Source organism: Novosphingobium mississippiense (assembly GCF_044029535.1).
Taxonomy (GTDB): Bacteria; Pseudomonadota; Alphaproteobacteria; order Sphingomonadales; family Sphingomonadaceae; genus Novosphingobium.
Genome location: NZ_CP147003.1, coordinates 1,392,501 through 1,406,948, shown reverse-complemented (window position 1 = coordinate 1,406,948; position 14,448 = coordinate 1,392,501). Strand labels below are relative to the sequence as shown.

General features: G+C 65.1%; 12 protein-coding genes. 11 read left to right on the top strand and 1 reads right to left on the bottom strand.

Features of this window, described 5'->3' with window-relative positions:
- Positions 1 to 121: 121 nt before the first annotated feature.
- From WBP06_RS24685 to WBP06_RS24650, 8 genes are all read left to right on the top strand, one after another.
- On the top strand, positions 122 to 1,003 hold the full coding sequence (locus tag WBP06_RS24685) for an OmpA family protein (RefSeq protein ID WP_395334913.1): 882 nt from the start codon (positions 122 to 124) through the stop codon (positions 1,001 to 1,003).
- Positions 1,004 to 1,203: 200 nt separating this feature from the next.
- Positions 1,204 to 2,721 (top strand): hypothetical protein, encoded by a 1,518-nt coding sequence (locus WBP06_RS24680; RefSeq protein WP_395334910.1) that lies wholly within the window; start codon positions 1,204 to 1,206, stop codon positions 2,719 to 2,721.
- A 71-nt stretch (positions 2,722 to 2,792) separates the two neighbouring features.
- Complete coding sequence (locus WBP06_RS24675) at positions 2,793 to 3,257, top strand: hypothetical protein (RefSeq protein ID WP_395334908.1); 465 nt, start codon at positions 2,793 to 2,795, stop codon at positions 3,255 to 3,257.
- Between the two features lie 155 nt (positions 3,258 to 3,412).
- A complete protein-coding gene (locus WBP06_RS24670; RefSeq protein WP_395337577.1) occupies positions 3,413 to 4,783 on the top strand; it encodes an SRPBCC family protein in 1,371 nt (456 codons plus the stop codon).
- Between the two features lie 224 nt (positions 4,784 to 5,007).
- Entirely contained in the window at positions 5,008 to 5,313 is a 306-nt protein-coding gene (locus tag WBP06_RS24665) for a hypothetical protein (protein WP_395334906.1), read from the top strand.
- A 348-nt stretch (positions 5,314 to 5,661) separates the two neighbouring features.
- On the top strand, positions 5,662 to 7,806 hold the full coding sequence (locus tag WBP06_RS24660; RefSeq protein WP_395334904.1) for an acyltransferase family protein: 2,145 nt from the start codon (positions 5,662 to 5,664) through the stop codon (positions 7,804 to 7,806).
- Complete coding sequence (locus WBP06_RS24655; protein WP_395334902.1) at positions 7,803 to 9,383, top strand: GMC oxidoreductase; 1,581 nt, start codon at positions 7,803 to 7,805, stop codon at positions 9,381 to 9,383. Before WBP06_RS24660 ends, WBP06_RS24655 begins: the two co-directional genes overlap by 4 nt.
- Positions 9,380 to 10,189, top strand: a complete 810-nt coding sequence (locus WBP06_RS24650) for an SDR family NAD(P)-dependent oxidoreductase (RefSeq protein WP_395334900.1) — start codon at positions 9,380 to 9,382, stop codon at positions 10,187 to 10,189. The genes WBP06_RS24655 and WBP06_RS24650 overlap by 4 nt, the downstream gene beginning before the upstream one ends.
- A gap of 57 nt (positions 10,190 to 10,246) precedes the next feature.
- Here the strand turns inward: WBP06_RS24650 and WBP06_RS24645 are convergent, their stop codons facing one another.
- Positions 10,247 to 12,310: a prolyl oligopeptidase family protein gene (locus tag WBP06_RS24645; protein WP_395337576.1), complete on the bottom strand. Its 2,064-nt coding sequence runs from the start codon at positions 12,308 to 12,310 to the stop codon at positions 10,247 to 10,249.
- Positions 12,311 to 12,521: 211 nt separating this feature from the next.
- Between WBP06_RS24645 and WBP06_RS24640 the strand changes: the two genes are divergently transcribed.
- From WBP06_RS24640 to WBP06_RS24630, 3 genes are all read left to right on the top strand, one after another.
- On the top strand, positions 12,522 to 12,839 hold the full coding sequence (locus WBP06_RS24640; RefSeq protein ID WP_395334898.1) for a DUF1905 domain-containing protein: 318 nt from the start codon (positions 12,522 to 12,524) through the stop codon (positions 12,837 to 12,839).
- Between the two features lie 71 nt (positions 12,840 to 12,910).
- Positions 12,911 to 13,663 (top strand): peroxide stress protein YaaA, encoded by a 753-nt coding sequence (gene yaaA, locus WBP06_RS24635; RefSeq protein WP_395334896.1) that lies wholly within the window; start codon positions 12,911 to 12,913, stop codon positions 13,661 to 13,663.
- A gap of 83 nt (positions 13,664 to 13,746) precedes the next feature.
- Positions 13,747 to 14,277: a nuclear transport factor 2 family protein gene (locus tag WBP06_RS24630; RefSeq protein ID WP_395334894.1), complete on the top strand. Its 531-nt coding sequence runs from the start codon at positions 13,747 to 13,749 to the stop codon at positions 14,275 to 14,277.
- Positions 14,278 to 14,448 lie beyond the last annotated feature (171 nt).

Below are 14,448 nucleotides of genomic sequence, written 5' to 3'. Positions count from 1 at the left end.
TTTCCGCACTTCCGGACACCGAAATTGGAGGGGGTTCCGATCGCACACACGCCACCGTCGGCGTGCCGGTCGGACGAGAAGCCGCGATCGGCGCGGGCCCACCTGTGTGAAGGAGCAGCCAATGAAAAACATCTCGAAAAGCCCCAAAGCCCTTCTGCTGCTTGCCGCGCTGGCCGGCTCCGCTTCTGCCAGCGTTTCCGCGCAGCAGCAGGACGGCCTGGAAGGTAGCGTTACGGCAGACGCCTCCAGCCAGCAGCCGGTCGACACGGCCGGCATGACCAAGGGGCCCAAGGTCGAAGGCATCATCTCCGCGCGCAGCGGCGACCGGGTCCAGGTTACCAGCGCCAACGGCAACAAGACCATCGTCACCGTTACCAACGCCACCAAGATCAAGTCCAGCGGCGGCTTCCTCGGCATGAACAGCAACAAGCTGGCGTCAAACCAGCTTCTCAACGGTCTGCCGGTTTCGATCGACACCTTGCAGGGCGGCGGCGCGCTGGTGGCCAGCTCGATCGACCTGAAGAACAAGGACATGAAGGTCGCCTCCATGATCCACAACGGCACGGATCAGCGCTTCGCGTCGAACGAGGCGGCGACCGAGGCACTGCGCGGCCGCATGGCCGACATCGACAAGTACAACATCAAGGGCACGACCAACGTGAACTTCGACACAGGCAAGTCCGATCTTTCGCCAGAAGCGAAGCAGAACCTCTGCTCGGCGGCGACTTCGGCCGATGGCATGGATAATGCCCTTCTGCTGGTGGTCGGCTACACCGACTCCGTCGGCAGCGACGATTACAACCAGACGCTCAGCGAAAAGCGCGCCACCCGCGTGGTGAACTACCTCCAGCAGGTTTGCCACTGGAAGCCCTATCGCATGTTGACCCCCACCGGCATGGCCAAGGCCGACCCGCTGGCGGACAACACCACCGAAGAAGGCAAGGCGCAGAACCGCCGCGTTGCCGTGAACATCATGGTCAGCAAGGCCGTGGACGGCTTCTGATCGGCGTACTCCGACAGAAAATGGGCGGGCTCCGAGCAATTCGGGGCCCGCTTTTTTGTATTCGGCAAAGGGACATCGAAGGCCAGGCGCACAGTGCCGGCGAGATGGCGGCACTTGCACGCTGCCGCTCTGCGGCTAAACATCGGCTTGAACATCCGGGGGGATGGGGGACGCCGCGTGCGCTGCCTCGGGGGAATCGAATGTACGCCAGGCTGCAATCGCGTTCGGTGCTCGCAGGACTACTGCCGCTTGGCGCGCTGGCGGCCACTTTCGCGCTGACACTGGCCTTGCGGCTGCGGCAGGAACCAGCCCCGCTGGGTTTCGACGAATATGCCTCGCTCTATTTCTCCGGCCGGTCCTTCACGGAACTGTGGGGGCCGTGGATGCTGCGGGAGACGAACCCGCCGCTGTTCTACACCCTGCTCAAGCTGTGGCGCATGGCGGTGCCGGACAGCCAGCCGGCGCTGCGCCTGTTGCCGCTGCTGCTGTCGCTGGCGCAGATCGGGCTGATCACGCGCCTTGCCGGGCGGCGCTGGGGCTGGGCCGCGGCGGCGATGGCGGTACTGCTCTTCGCGCTCTCGCCCTCCGACATCTACCAGTCCGAATATCTGCGCGGCTATGTGCTGGCCAAGCTGGCGGTCACCGTATCGTTCCTTGGGCTGCTGGCCGCATTGGAAGAGGGGCGGCCCAATCCGCCGAGGGGCTGGGGGTTGTATGTCGGTGGCGCGGTGGTGGCGGTCTACAGCCACACGACGATGCTGCTCTGGCCCGCGATCGCCACGCTGGCGGTGCTGGCCGAGGCAAGCTTGCGGCGGGGTGTCGGGCGGACGGCGCTGCTGCGGTTGCTGGCGGCCAACCTTGCCGTCGCGCTGCTGTCCGGCTGGGCCTTGTGGATCGCGGCGGCGCAAGTCCGCGCCGCCTCCGCCAATATAGCCTGGATCGAGCCGCTTTCCTTCGCGGACTGGCTGTCCAGCGTGAACCTTCAACTGCTGCTGGATGGAGAGGTCGGATCGGCGCTGATGGCGGCGCTGATGGCGATCGGCGCCATCCGCACCTTCCGCGATCGCGCCACGCGGCTGGCGCTGTTCATCGTCATCGCCGCGCTGCTGGCGTTCAAGGTGGCGGACCATGTCCACCCGATCATCTCCGATTACACGCTGCACTGGTGCGCCAGCTTCACCGTGCTGCTCGCCGCCGCGGCGCTGGCGCGCGGCGATGGCATCGTGGTGCGCGGCGGCGCGCTGGCGCTGGTGGCGGCAGTCGGCCTCTACGAACTGGTCACGCTCGTCTGGATACCGGAGCCGCAGGACTGGCGGCGCACGGTCCAGACCGTTGCCCATAGCCCGAATTCGGCCCTGCTGGTCTCGCACGAGGCGGTGGGGCTGGTGGTGCAGCAGGCCTGCATGCTGGAATATCACGGCCCCGGCTGCCCGTTCCCGCTGGTGGTCATGGCCAGCCGCGCGCCCACCGACGCCTGGGCCTTCGGCGGCTATCGGGGCCGCATCACCCCCGTGCCGCAAGTCCGCGCCGCCCTGGTGCCGGCGCGCCGCGTCTATGCGTTCAGCCGCTATGTCTACACCCCGCTGCCCCCGCTGGGCCTGGACGAGAACCGCTATCGCCGCGTCGAGTGGGACGATGGCGAACTGATCGGCCCGATCCCGGCGGCGGACTTCCGGGGGCACGATTTCAGACGCCGCAACGGCCGGAAACTGCTCTAGACGGCACGCTGGCCTTGGCGACCGGGAAGAGGCATTATCCGCGCACAGCATTCCTTGTCGCGGGGGCCACGATGACCGCATCCACGCTTGATGACTGGACCGCGCTCTGGCGGTCCTGGACCGATTTCGGACTGAAGCTGTCGCTGGCGCCGCAAGACCTGATGCAGTCGATCAATTCCGGCTGGTCGTTCGGCAATGTGATCGTCAATCAACAGAACTCCAGCGCGCCCGGCACCGAGCAGGCGATCCTGGCCCAGCAAAGCTATGGGCGGCAGATCGGCAAGATGCTCGACGCCCTGTGCCTGCTGGTGGAGCGGCAGCCCGATGCCGGGCGGAACACGGCGCTCAAGGACGTCGTCACGCTCCATCGGCAGATCGATACGATCAAGAAGGACGCGGCCCTGCGCAGCGTGAAGCAAGTGGGCAGCGATCTTGAAACGCTGCGGGCTTCGGACCGCGCGGAGGACAAGGAGGCCTTGCAGGCCGCCCTCATGCAATTGCGCACGCTGGTGGCGGAATTGGAAAAGCGCGGCTGACTCCCGGCCGCCCGTTGCATCCATCCCGGCAGCGATCAGGGTAAAATCCCTCTGGCCCCCGCGCGGGCGATGGCTTAATGAACAACGCTGTTGATAACAGGAGAGGCCACGTGAAAGAGACGGGCACCAATCAGGCCACATTGACCGCGCAGGACATGGACGAGGAACGCCTCGCCACTTATCCTACCACCGCGTTCCTTTCGAAGGACTACCTTGCAGCGGAAAAGAAGCTGCTCTGGCCCAAGGTCTGGCAGATGGTGGAGCGTGAGACGGACCTGCCGAACCCCGGCGACTGGATGACCTACAACGTTGCCGACGAATCGATCATCGTCCTGCGCAAGGACGATGGCTCGCTGCGCGCCTTCCACAACGTGTGCCCGCATCGCGGCCGCCAGCTCGTCTCGGTGCCGGACATGCTGCCGAGCAAGATCCACGACGTGCGCGGCAGCAACCGCAAGAGCTTCGTCTGCGGTTTCCACGGCTGGACCTTCGACCTCGACGGCAAGAACACCTACATCCTCGACCCGCAGGACTGGGACAACAAGCTGACGCCGGAGATGACCTGCCTGTCGGACGTGCAGGTCGATACCTGGGGTGGCTACATCTACATCAGCATGGACCCCGATGCCGTACCGTTGGCCGAATGGATGGGCCGCGCGGGTGAGATTCTGGACCACTTCGACCTTGCCGGCATGCACTACAAATGGCGGCAGTGGGCGATCTACGACTGCAACTGGAAGACCGCGATCGAAGCGTTCCTGGAACCCTATCACGTCGCCGGCACCCACACGCAGCTACTGGCCTATGGCGATTACTACGCGCTGTCGAAGCAGTACGGCCTCCACTCCGTCTCCAGCTACGATACCCGCGACGCCAAGTTCCAGATGAGCGAAAGCGCCGGCACCACCCGCGCCGGCAAGGGCGACGACGCGCGCGTCTCCACCTACGAACTGATCCGCGAGAACTACGAGACGGTGAACTACTCCGCCTCCACCGAAACGCTGGTGAACGCTGCCAGCCGCCTGGTGGATGAGCTTCCGGATACCGCCACCCCGGGCGAGATCATCGCCCACTGGCTGAAAAGCGCCAAGGCAGACGACGCCGCGCGCGGCGTGGTCTGGCCCGAAGTCCCGCCGGAGATCAAGAAGGAGGGCGGCCTCGCCTGGGGGCTGTTCCCCAACCAGAACATCCTCCACGGCGAGACGTTCGCGCTCTGCTACCGCGTACGCCCCTACGGCGATGATCCGGACAAGTGCGTGTTCGAAAGCTACGCCCTGGAACGCTTCCCCGAGGGCGAGGAGCCGGAGACCGAATGGGTCTATGCCGATCCGATCGGCGAGAACTGGGGATCGGTTCTGGCGCAGGACTTCTCCAACATGCAGTTCGTGCAGAAGGGCATGAAGTCCTCCGGCTTCCGCGGCCCGCTGCCCAACCCGCATCAGGAGCAGAAGGTGATCAACCTCCACCGCAACCTTGCCAACTTCATGGACGGCATGGGCGCGCCCAGGCTGCTGGATATCGACTGACCCGGTGGCGGCGCGGTCTGGAATCGCGGCCGTCGTGAAAGCCCACCTCCACCCCCTCCCGCTTGCGGGAGGGGCGTGAGACTTGCGAAGCGCAGCGAAGTTGGTCGCGGCGGGGAGATCAGCGGAGGGCATGGAAAGGGCAAAAGGGTTATTCCGCCCTTCCGGTACCGATCTCTGAATTCCCAGCGCATTGCCGCCGTTCCCGGCTCTGATAAACTGCGCCGATGAAATCCAAATTTGTAGTCGGGATCGCGGTGACCTGCCTTGTCGTGGGTATTGCGATCGGATTTGAGATCCCGCGCCCAAATCAAGTTGCTGCGCTCAATCCCGCAGCATCCGACCGACTGCGTTATGCCAACTCCCAGCCGCTCGGACGGAACATGTGGTCGGCAGATATCCGGCACGATGATTACTTTCTTCGAGAGCAACTCAGGATCGTGGAGATGCTTGAACAGCAATGTCAGACAACCAGGAAGGACTGCAAGCTGGCGCAAACGGCTCGGCAGACGTTGAATAAAAACCTGAAGTAGAGTGACGGCGGCAAATAGCCCGCAACATCGGCCATTCAGCCATCCCGAAAATCTGCCGAAGCCGGACAATCACCTCTGATCTGTTCAAGCCCCCCGCGGCATCATCGCCAAGGCCCGGCAGGCGCGCGGCAAGCCGGGCTGGATCAGGCACAAGAGCGGGTTGGCCATCGACGGCGCGCGATGGCGCTTCATCGATTGACGCCGTTCGCTGGCGCCAATCAAAGGGCTATTCGGTATATCCGGAAAAACGACACGGCAGTTTTAGAAATGACGTTGGCGATCCGCCTGTCGGTATAGTTCGCGGGAGCCAGTGGCTCGTACCCGCCGCGAACGTGAGACAAGCCGCCTATGGGCCAAGCCGTCAGCCCCAAGATTTTCAGCACCGGTTCAGCACCCGTCTGGCGTGGGATGCGTCCGGGCCGGGAGGGCGCGGCCACAAGCGGGCGGCATCTCGCCTATCGCCGGGAAATCGACGGGTTGCGGGCGATTGCCGTGCTGGCCGTGGTGCTGTTCCACTTTTCCGTGCCGGGCCTTCAGGGCGGCTTCGTCGGCGTCGACGTGTTCTTCGTCATCTCGGGCTATCTGATCGGCGGCCTGCTTGTGGACGAGCTGGCGCATAGCGGGAAAATCGACCTTGTCGCCTTCTACATGCGGCGCATCCGTCGGCTGGCGCCGGCATTCTTCGCGATGGCCCTCTGTAGCTGGATCGTCGGCTGGTTCGTGCTGCTGCCTTTCGAATACCGCAATTTCGGCAAGGAACTCATCGCGTCGAGCGTCTGGGCCTCCAACGTGCTGTTCTATCGCGAGGCGGGATATTTCGACATTGGTGCGGAAAATCGCGTCCTGCTGCACACGTGGTCGCTCTCCGTCGAAGAGCAGTTCTATGTATTCCTGCCGCTTTGCCTGATGCTGGTGGCGTCGCTGCGCAGAAATGGCGGCGCGATCGCCATATGCGTCGGCCTGCTGTGGGCCGTGTCGCTGGCCGCATGCGTGGTGCTGACGCCGACCCATCCCACCGCCACGTTCTATCTCTTTCCCTACCGGGCATGGGAACTGCTGTCCGGCGTGCTGGTGGCCTTGGCGTTGCGACATCCGGCGCTGAAAGCCCGTCTGACCCCACATCTGGCTCAGGCGCTGTCATGGGCCGGGCTGGCACTGGTCCTGGTTTCGATCGCCGTGGTCCGGAGCGCCGATTTTCCGGGATGGCAGGCCCTGCTTCCGGTCGTGGGGACATGCGCGCTGATCGCCGGAACGGGCGTGGCGGGCGAGAGGCGGGGGCAGGTAACGAGGGTGCTGGCCCACCCGGCGCTGGCGTTCATCGGGGTGATTTCCTACTCGCTCTACCTCTGGCACTGGCCGGTGCTGATCCTGTCCCGCTACTGGCGCGACGGTTATCGATCGCCCGGTGAAAGCGCGGCGTGGCTGGCGCTGGTCTTTGCTCTTTCGATGCTCAGTTGGCGCTTCGTCGAGCAACCGTTCCGGCGCGGGCCGCATCCCCACCCGGTCAAGCTGCTGGGCGGCATGACGCTGGCCGGGACGATGGCGGTGGCGCTGGGCTTCATGATCTGGAGCGGAAACGGTCTGTCAGACCGGTTCTCGCCCGATACGCGCGTGCATATCACGGCGTCGAGCGGGTTTCTCCAGGATACCAGCCGCTGCAGCCAGGCGGCCGAGGGGCCGCTTGCGGGCATAACCACTTGCGCCATCGGGCCGGAGGGGCCGCCCCAAGTGCTGATCTGGGGAGACAGCCACTTGCGCGCGCAGATGGACGGGCTGGCGCTGGCCGCGCGCGAGGCGAAAAGCCCCGGCGTGATCATCTGGCATGCGGGATGCCCGCCGCTGTTCGGCATCGCCAAACAGGAAAGCGCCGCAACGCCCGACGAAGACCGTGCCTGCCTGACTGACAATCTGCGCATTCGTGATGCCCTGCGGCACTTCCCCTCGGTCCGGCGGCTGCTGCTGGTGGGCCGCTGGAGCTACTATGCCGACGGGATAGGCGTGGGCCGCGATGCCAACAACGTGATCCGGCTTTCGGCGATCGACGGTTCCGGCCTGCCCCGGGGCGAGGCGCAGAGCGCGCTGTTTGGGGCGGCGCTGCGCATGACCATCGGCGAACTGGCGCACGACGGCTATCAGGTTTTCCTGCTGCGGCAGGTTCCCGAACTGCCGTTCTACAATAGCCCCATCGTCGCGCGGGAGATGGCGCATGGGCGGCTGACTGCCGATCAGGCGCGCCGGCTGGCCACCGTGTCGATACCCGATGCCCTGGCGCGCCAGCGCCTGGCCGAAGATGCGATCGATCCGCTGGTGGCGGCAGGCAACGTGCGATTGATCGATCCCTGGCCGCGCCTCTGCGCCGCGCAGTGCAGCGGAATGCAGCGCGGCGTCTCGTTCTACTTCGACAACAACCACATGACTTACGCCGGTGCGGTGGCGTTGCGGGACTTGTTCCTGCCGTTCCTCTCGGGCGATCAGGCAGGGAAGCGCACATGATCGACGATCTTGTCCGGCGGCATTGGGACGTGATCGTCATCGGCACTGGCATGGGTGGCGGCACGGTGGGCAGGCGGCTGGCCGAGCGCGGGCTGTCGGTCCTGTTTCTGGAAAAGGGACGCGCGGGCCATCGGCGCGAGGAGAACGGGCTGGCCGGGGCGGAGCTTCCCGATCCGGTGGCCCGCATGGCGCGCGGCGCATGGCCCGATCCGATCCGCGTGCGTATCGGCGGCGAGCCGGGAGACCCGGAACACGCCTTCCATGCGCCAATCGGCGCTGGCGTGGGCGGATCTTCGGTGTTCTACGCCGCGACGCTGGAACGGCCTGAGGCGCATGACCTGGACCATAGTGCGGAGCGGCCGCACCCGACGCAGGGCTGGCCGATCAGCTTTGCGGAGATGCTGCCCTGGTACGATCAGGCGCAGGACCTTTTCGCGGTTGCGGGCGAGCCCGATCCGCTGGCCACCCACCCCTCGCCCGCCTTGCGGCCCGGACCCGTCATTGCCGACGGTGACGCCCGGATCATGGCGCGGATGCGCCATGCGGGACTGCACCCCTACCAGTTGCACAGCGCGGTGCGACGGGTCGAGAATTGCGGCAACTGCCTGGGCCGCAAATGCCCGCGCGCCTGCAAGATGGATGGGCGTTCGGCCGGGGTCGAGCCCGCTCTGGCAACCGGGCGCGCCGCGCTGATCGATCGTTGCGACGTGACCGCGCTGCAGGGGGAAGGCAATGCGGTGCAGGTGGTGGAGGCGCGGCGAGAGGGGGAGGCCTTGCGGTTTTCCGCCGACCGCGTGGTGCTGGCGGCCGGCGCGCTTTCCTCTCCCCGGTTGCTGCTCAATTCGCGGGCGGCGCAGTGGCAGGACGGCCTGGGCAATGGCACGGGGCAGGTCGGGCGGAACCTGATGTTTCATCTCAACGAGATTTTTGCGCTCTGGCCCCGGCGCGCGGAGCAATATGCGGATGCGGCCAAGTCGGTCGGCTATCGCGACCTCTATTTCGTCGGGGGAGAGCGGCTTGGCATGGTCCAGGCGATGGGCCTGAACGCGGGGGAGGGGGAGATCCTGCATTTCCTGCGCACGCGCATCGCCCGTTCGCCCTTGCGGCGGGTGCCCGCCGCGGATCAGCTGGCCCGCATTCCCGCAGCCATCACCGCGCGGGCGCTGGGCCAGGCCAAGGTGTTCGTCGGGCTGATGGAAGACATGCCCTATGCGGAGAACCGCGTGCGCGGCGATCCCGAACGCCCCGGCGACATCGTCGTCGACTATCGCTTCACGCCGGAACTGCATCGGCGCCGGCAGCAATTCCGCCGTCTGATCCGGAACAGCCACAAGGGGCAGCGCATGGTATTTCTATCCTACGAGCCCGAACTCAATTTCGGGCATCCCTGCGGCACCCTGCGCATGGGGCGCGATCCGGCGACCAGCGTGGTGGATCGAGACTGCCGCGTCCACGGGATGCGCAACCTGTGGGTGGCGGATGCCTCGTTCATGCCGACCTCGATGGGGGTGAACCCCAGCCTCACCATCGCCGCCAACGCCCTGCGCGTGGCCGACGGCATGGCGGGCGCGGCATGAACGCGGTTTCCGAACTCGCCCGGGAACTGTCGTCGAAGGCGGCACCGGCACTGGCCGTGGTTACCGGTGCAGGACGCGGCCTTGGCCGCGCGCTCGTACTGGGACTGGTGGCGGGCGGCCACGATGTCGTCGGCCTTGGCCCGGGCGAGGAAAGCCTGGCCGAAACGGGCGCTCTTGCCACCGGGCCGGGGCGCTACCATCCGATGGCCTGCGATGTTTCCGACATCGACGCGCTGCGGCGGACGTTCGGAAGGATCCGCGATCTGGGCGCGATCGCCATTCTCATCAACAATGCCGCCGTCTATCCCCGCCGCGATTTCCTGGACGAAAGTATCGAAAGCTTCCAGCACACCCTGGCAGTCAATCTGGGCGGCATGGCGGCCTGCTGCCGGCTGGCGCTGGACGACATGGTGGAGCGCGGCAGCGGCAGGATCATCAACGTCACGTCCTTCGCCGACATTGCGCCGATACCGGCCAGCAGCGCCTATTCGGTATCCAAAGGCGCGTCGCGTCTGCTGACACGCGCGCTGGTTGCCGACCTGGCTGATCGCTTTCCCGGCATCGTCATCAGCGACTGGGCCCCGGGCGCGCTGCAGACGCGGATGGGCATCGTCGACGGGCTCGCGCCCGAAGTGGCGGCGCAGTGGGGCGTGGAACTGGCGCTGGCGCGCGATCCCTCGTTCAACGGCACGCTGTGGGAGCGCGACATGGAACTGCTGCCGCACCTGTCCCTCAAGCGCCGGCTGTTCAACCGCCTGACCCTCAGGCCGCCCGTACGGCCGAGACGCCTTGCCAGTGCCGCCTAGAACGCTTTCCGCGTCACGCGCCGGGCAGCGACTTGCGCAGCCCGGCGCGCGGTGCGTTCAGTCTTCCAGCTTGCGGGCCAGATAGGTCATCCACAAGGCACTGGTCTTGGCCGACTGCTTGATGTCCGCGCCGGACCCATGGCCGCCTTCCGTGTTCTCATAGTAATAGAACGGCAGGCCGAGCTGCTCCATCCGGGCGGCGAACTTGCGGGCGTGCTGCGGACCGGTGCGATCGTCGCGGGTGGTGGTGAAGATGTAGGGTTCGGGGTATTTCAGGCCCTTCTTCAAGGCATGATACGGCGAATTCTTCAGCCAGAATGCACGGGCGTCCGCATCGGCGTAGACATCGCCGTACTCGCCCTGCCAGCTGGCGCCGGCAGCGATCTTGCTGATACGGATCATGTCGAGCAGCGGCACCTGGATGACCACGGCGTTGTACAGTTCGGGGAACTGGGTCATTTCCACGCCCATCAGCAGTCCGCCATTCGATCCGCCGATGATGCCGAGCTTTTGCGGCGAGGTGACCTTGCGGCCGATCAGGTCGCGCGCGACGCTGGCGAAATCGTCATAGGCGACCTGGCGCTTGGTCTTCAGCGCGGCTTCATGCCATGCCGGGCCGAATTCGCCGCCACCGCGAATGTTCGCCACGGCAAAGGCGCCGCCGCGTTCCAGCCAGAGCTTGCCGATGGTGCCCGAATAGGACGGGGTGGAACTGACCTGGAAGCCGCCGTAGGCATCGAGCAGGACCGGGGTCGACCCATTGAGCGGGGCATCCTTGCGGTGAACCAGGAAATACGGGATCGCCGTGCCGTCGGTCGATTTCGCCTCGAACTGATCCACCACCAGGCCGGAAGCGTCGAAGCGCGCGGGCAGGCTCTTCACCGGTTCGGCGCTGCCGGCGGCGGCATCGACCAGATAGAGGCTGCTGGGCGTCGTGAAGCCTTCGGCCGACGCGAACACCATGTTGCTGCGCGTGTCGGCTGAACCGAAGCCCAGCGCCAGCTTGTCCGGCAACGGGAGCTTCGTGGTGCTCCACGATCCATTCCCGGCCGGCGCGAGCGAAAGCAGGCTGCCATTCACGTTGTCCAGGATCGAGAGCAGCAAGCGGTCGCGGCTGGTCGAAACCCCATCGAGCGCCTGGCGCGGGCCGGGCTGCCACGCAAGCCGGGCCTTGAAGGCTGCGGGATCGGCCAGCACATCGTCCAGCGCAGCCGTTGCCACGGCGCCGGACGGCAGATCCCCCCAGGCTTCATCAAGCTTGAACACGATCTGGCCTGCCACCAGCCCCGCCACGGAAACCTTCTGCGGAATCTTCAGTTCATGCGGCTTTCCGTCCTTGCCGATAACGAAGCTACGCGAATGGAAGAAGTCCAGTGCCTGTTCGACCATCGCGAGCGAGCGTCCCTGGCCATCATGCAGGACCGCCGGAAACACGCCGACGTTGGTCTTGTCTCCGCGGAATATCTCCACCGCTTCGGACAGCGGCCGCCCCCGCGTGACGCGCTTCACCACGTAGGGATAACGCGATTGCGTCACTTCGCCGGGCGTCCATTCAGTGGCGACCATCAGGTGATCGGAATCGATCCAGCTCATGCCCTGCTTCGCGCGGGGAAGGTGGAAGCCGCCCTGCACGAACGTGCCGGTGGCAAGATCGAATTCGCGCACCTCGACGGCATCCTCGCCGCCATCGGAAAGCGAAATCAGGCACAGACGCTCTTCGGGCTGGAGGCAATCCGCGCCCTTGAAGACCCAGCTCTTGCCCTCTGCCTTACCCAGCGCATCGATATCGAGCACCGTCTGCCAGCTCGGCTGGGCATTGCGGTAATCGGCCAGCGTGGTGCGACGCCAGATGCCGCGCAGGTGCTGTTCATCCTGCCAGAAATTGTAGATTTGCCCGTTCAGGAAGCGCGGTGCCGGAATGCGGTCTTGCGCGCCCATGATGGTGAGCGCCTGGTTATAGAAGGTCTGGTAGCGCGGGTCGGCTTCAAGCCGCTTCTCGGTCACCGCATTGTGCGCCTTGACCCATTCCATGGATCGCGCGCCGTCCAGATCCTCAAGCCAGATCCAGGGATCCGCAGGGTCGCGCGGGTCGACGGGGGCGGGCGTGGCGGCAATGGACATGGAGGTGGAACTCAGCAGGGCAAGAGCGAGGGCGACGCGCAGGCGCGATGTGGCTTTCAAGATCGGTCCTTATATCTAGAATATCCGAAGCTTAACGCTGAAACCGCCCGAGGCAAGGCGTGCCCGAAAGACGGCTATTCGCTTCGAGGGCGAGCAGATCACGCCATTGGCGCGGCTGTCGCGCGGATCGGACTTGCGATAGGGTGCCGCCATGCAGTCCGGCGATTCACCGCTCGCTCATTTCGCCTTCGCTGGTACCGTCATCGAATGGCGCGGCCCGGCGCCCTTCTTTTTCGTCGCCGTGCCGGCCAATCATGTGGGTGAGACACGCTATGCAGCCCGCATGGCGAGCTATGGTTGGGGGGTGGTGCCGGTTCGGGCCGTGGTGAACGGCACCGCCTTTACAACCTCCCTGTTTCCCAGGGATGACGGCTATCTGCTGCCGCTCAAGCTCGCGGTCAGAAAGGCCGGCGCCATCGGGCTGGGCGACCGGGTGAGTGTTGAAATCCAGGTTTTCGGGAAGGGATAGCGGAAGAATGGCGGCCAAGGTTTGACGCCCGAGGTTTGACGCCCAGGCCGGGTCTGGCTACCGCCGCAGCCATGATCGTTCTGCTTTCACCCGCCAAGACCCTCGACTTCGAACGCACGCTGCCGGAACTTGCCGCGACGACGCCGCATTTCACCGATGAAGCGCGCGATCTCGCCCGATCGGCCGCCAACCTTTCGCAAAAGCGTTTGGCGGAGCTGATGCGGATTTCGCCCCGCCTCGCCAAGCTTAATGCCGACCGGTTCCGCGATTTCCCCGACTTGCCAGAGCGACAGGCGCTCTATGCCTTCGCAGGTGATGTCTACACGGGCTTCGAGGTGGACACGCTGGACGAGCCGGGCGTCGCTTTCGCGCAGGACCATGTGCGAATTCTGTCCGGCCTTTACGGTCTGCTCCGCCCGATGGATGCGATCCGGCCCTATCGCCTGGAAATGGGAACACGCTGGGCGCCCCGCCACAAGAAGCTGACCGACTGGTGGGGAGATCGCATCGCGGCGCTGTTGCGCCAGCAAGTCGCGGATGAGGGATCGGGCGTGGTGCTTAATCTGGCCAGCCAGGAATACTTTGCCGCGGTCGAGAACCGGCTGAAGGGCTTGCGCGTCATCCAGGTCGACTTCCGGGAGCCGGGTCCCAACGGCCCGCGCTTTGTCAGCTTCAACGCGAAAAGGGCGCGGGGCATGATGGCGCGGTGGATGTGTGAGCATCACATCGTCGATGTGGAGGCCATGCGCGGTTTCGACAGTGACGGATATCGGTTCGATGCGGACGAGAGCGACGGCGACAACTGGCGCTTCATGCGGTCATGAGCGCATGAGCGAGGCGCGGTGGGGGCAGTCAGGGGCGCGATCGCCGTGACGACGACCTGAAGGCTTTTTGCGGAGGAATTGCGATGACCACCAAGACGAGCCAGATCCTTGCCGAACTTGCCGATCGCGAAGCCATCCGGGAATGCCTCTACCGCTATGCGCGAGGTGTCGACCGGCTTGATGCCGACATGGTGCGAAGCGCCTATTGGCCCGATGTCGTCGACAAGCATCTGGAGTTCGAGGGCAATGCAGAGGAGTTCATCGCCTGGGCCTTTCCGGCCATGCAGGCTATGGACCAGACCATGCACCTGATCGGCAATGTCCTGATTGCGCTGCATGGCGATCAGGCCGACGTCGAATCCTACTTCTACGGCTATCATCGCATCACCGTGGATGGTCGCAAAATGGATGTGATCGGCGCGGGGCGATATCTCGACCGCTTTGAAAAGCGGGAAGATGAATGGCGGATCAGGGAGCGGTTGGTGATGACCGACTGGTTTCGCGAATATTCCGATTCCGCCGATTGGAGCATGGGCCTGTTGGGGCAGCGACTGGATATCGGTGGGCGGTTTCCCGATGATCCCAGCTACACCAGGCTCCGCTTCGATTTCTGAAGGTTATCTGACTTCGGGCCAGCAAAGCGGTGCGCCTTGCGGCGACCGCGTTGGGCAGGGGGTGTGGAAAACTTTTGAAAATTAGTGTTTGACCGAATCATGGGTGGGTTTTAGAGGGCCTCTCACCGCAGCGGACCACACGGTTTGCTAAGGTCGCCAACATAGACGGGC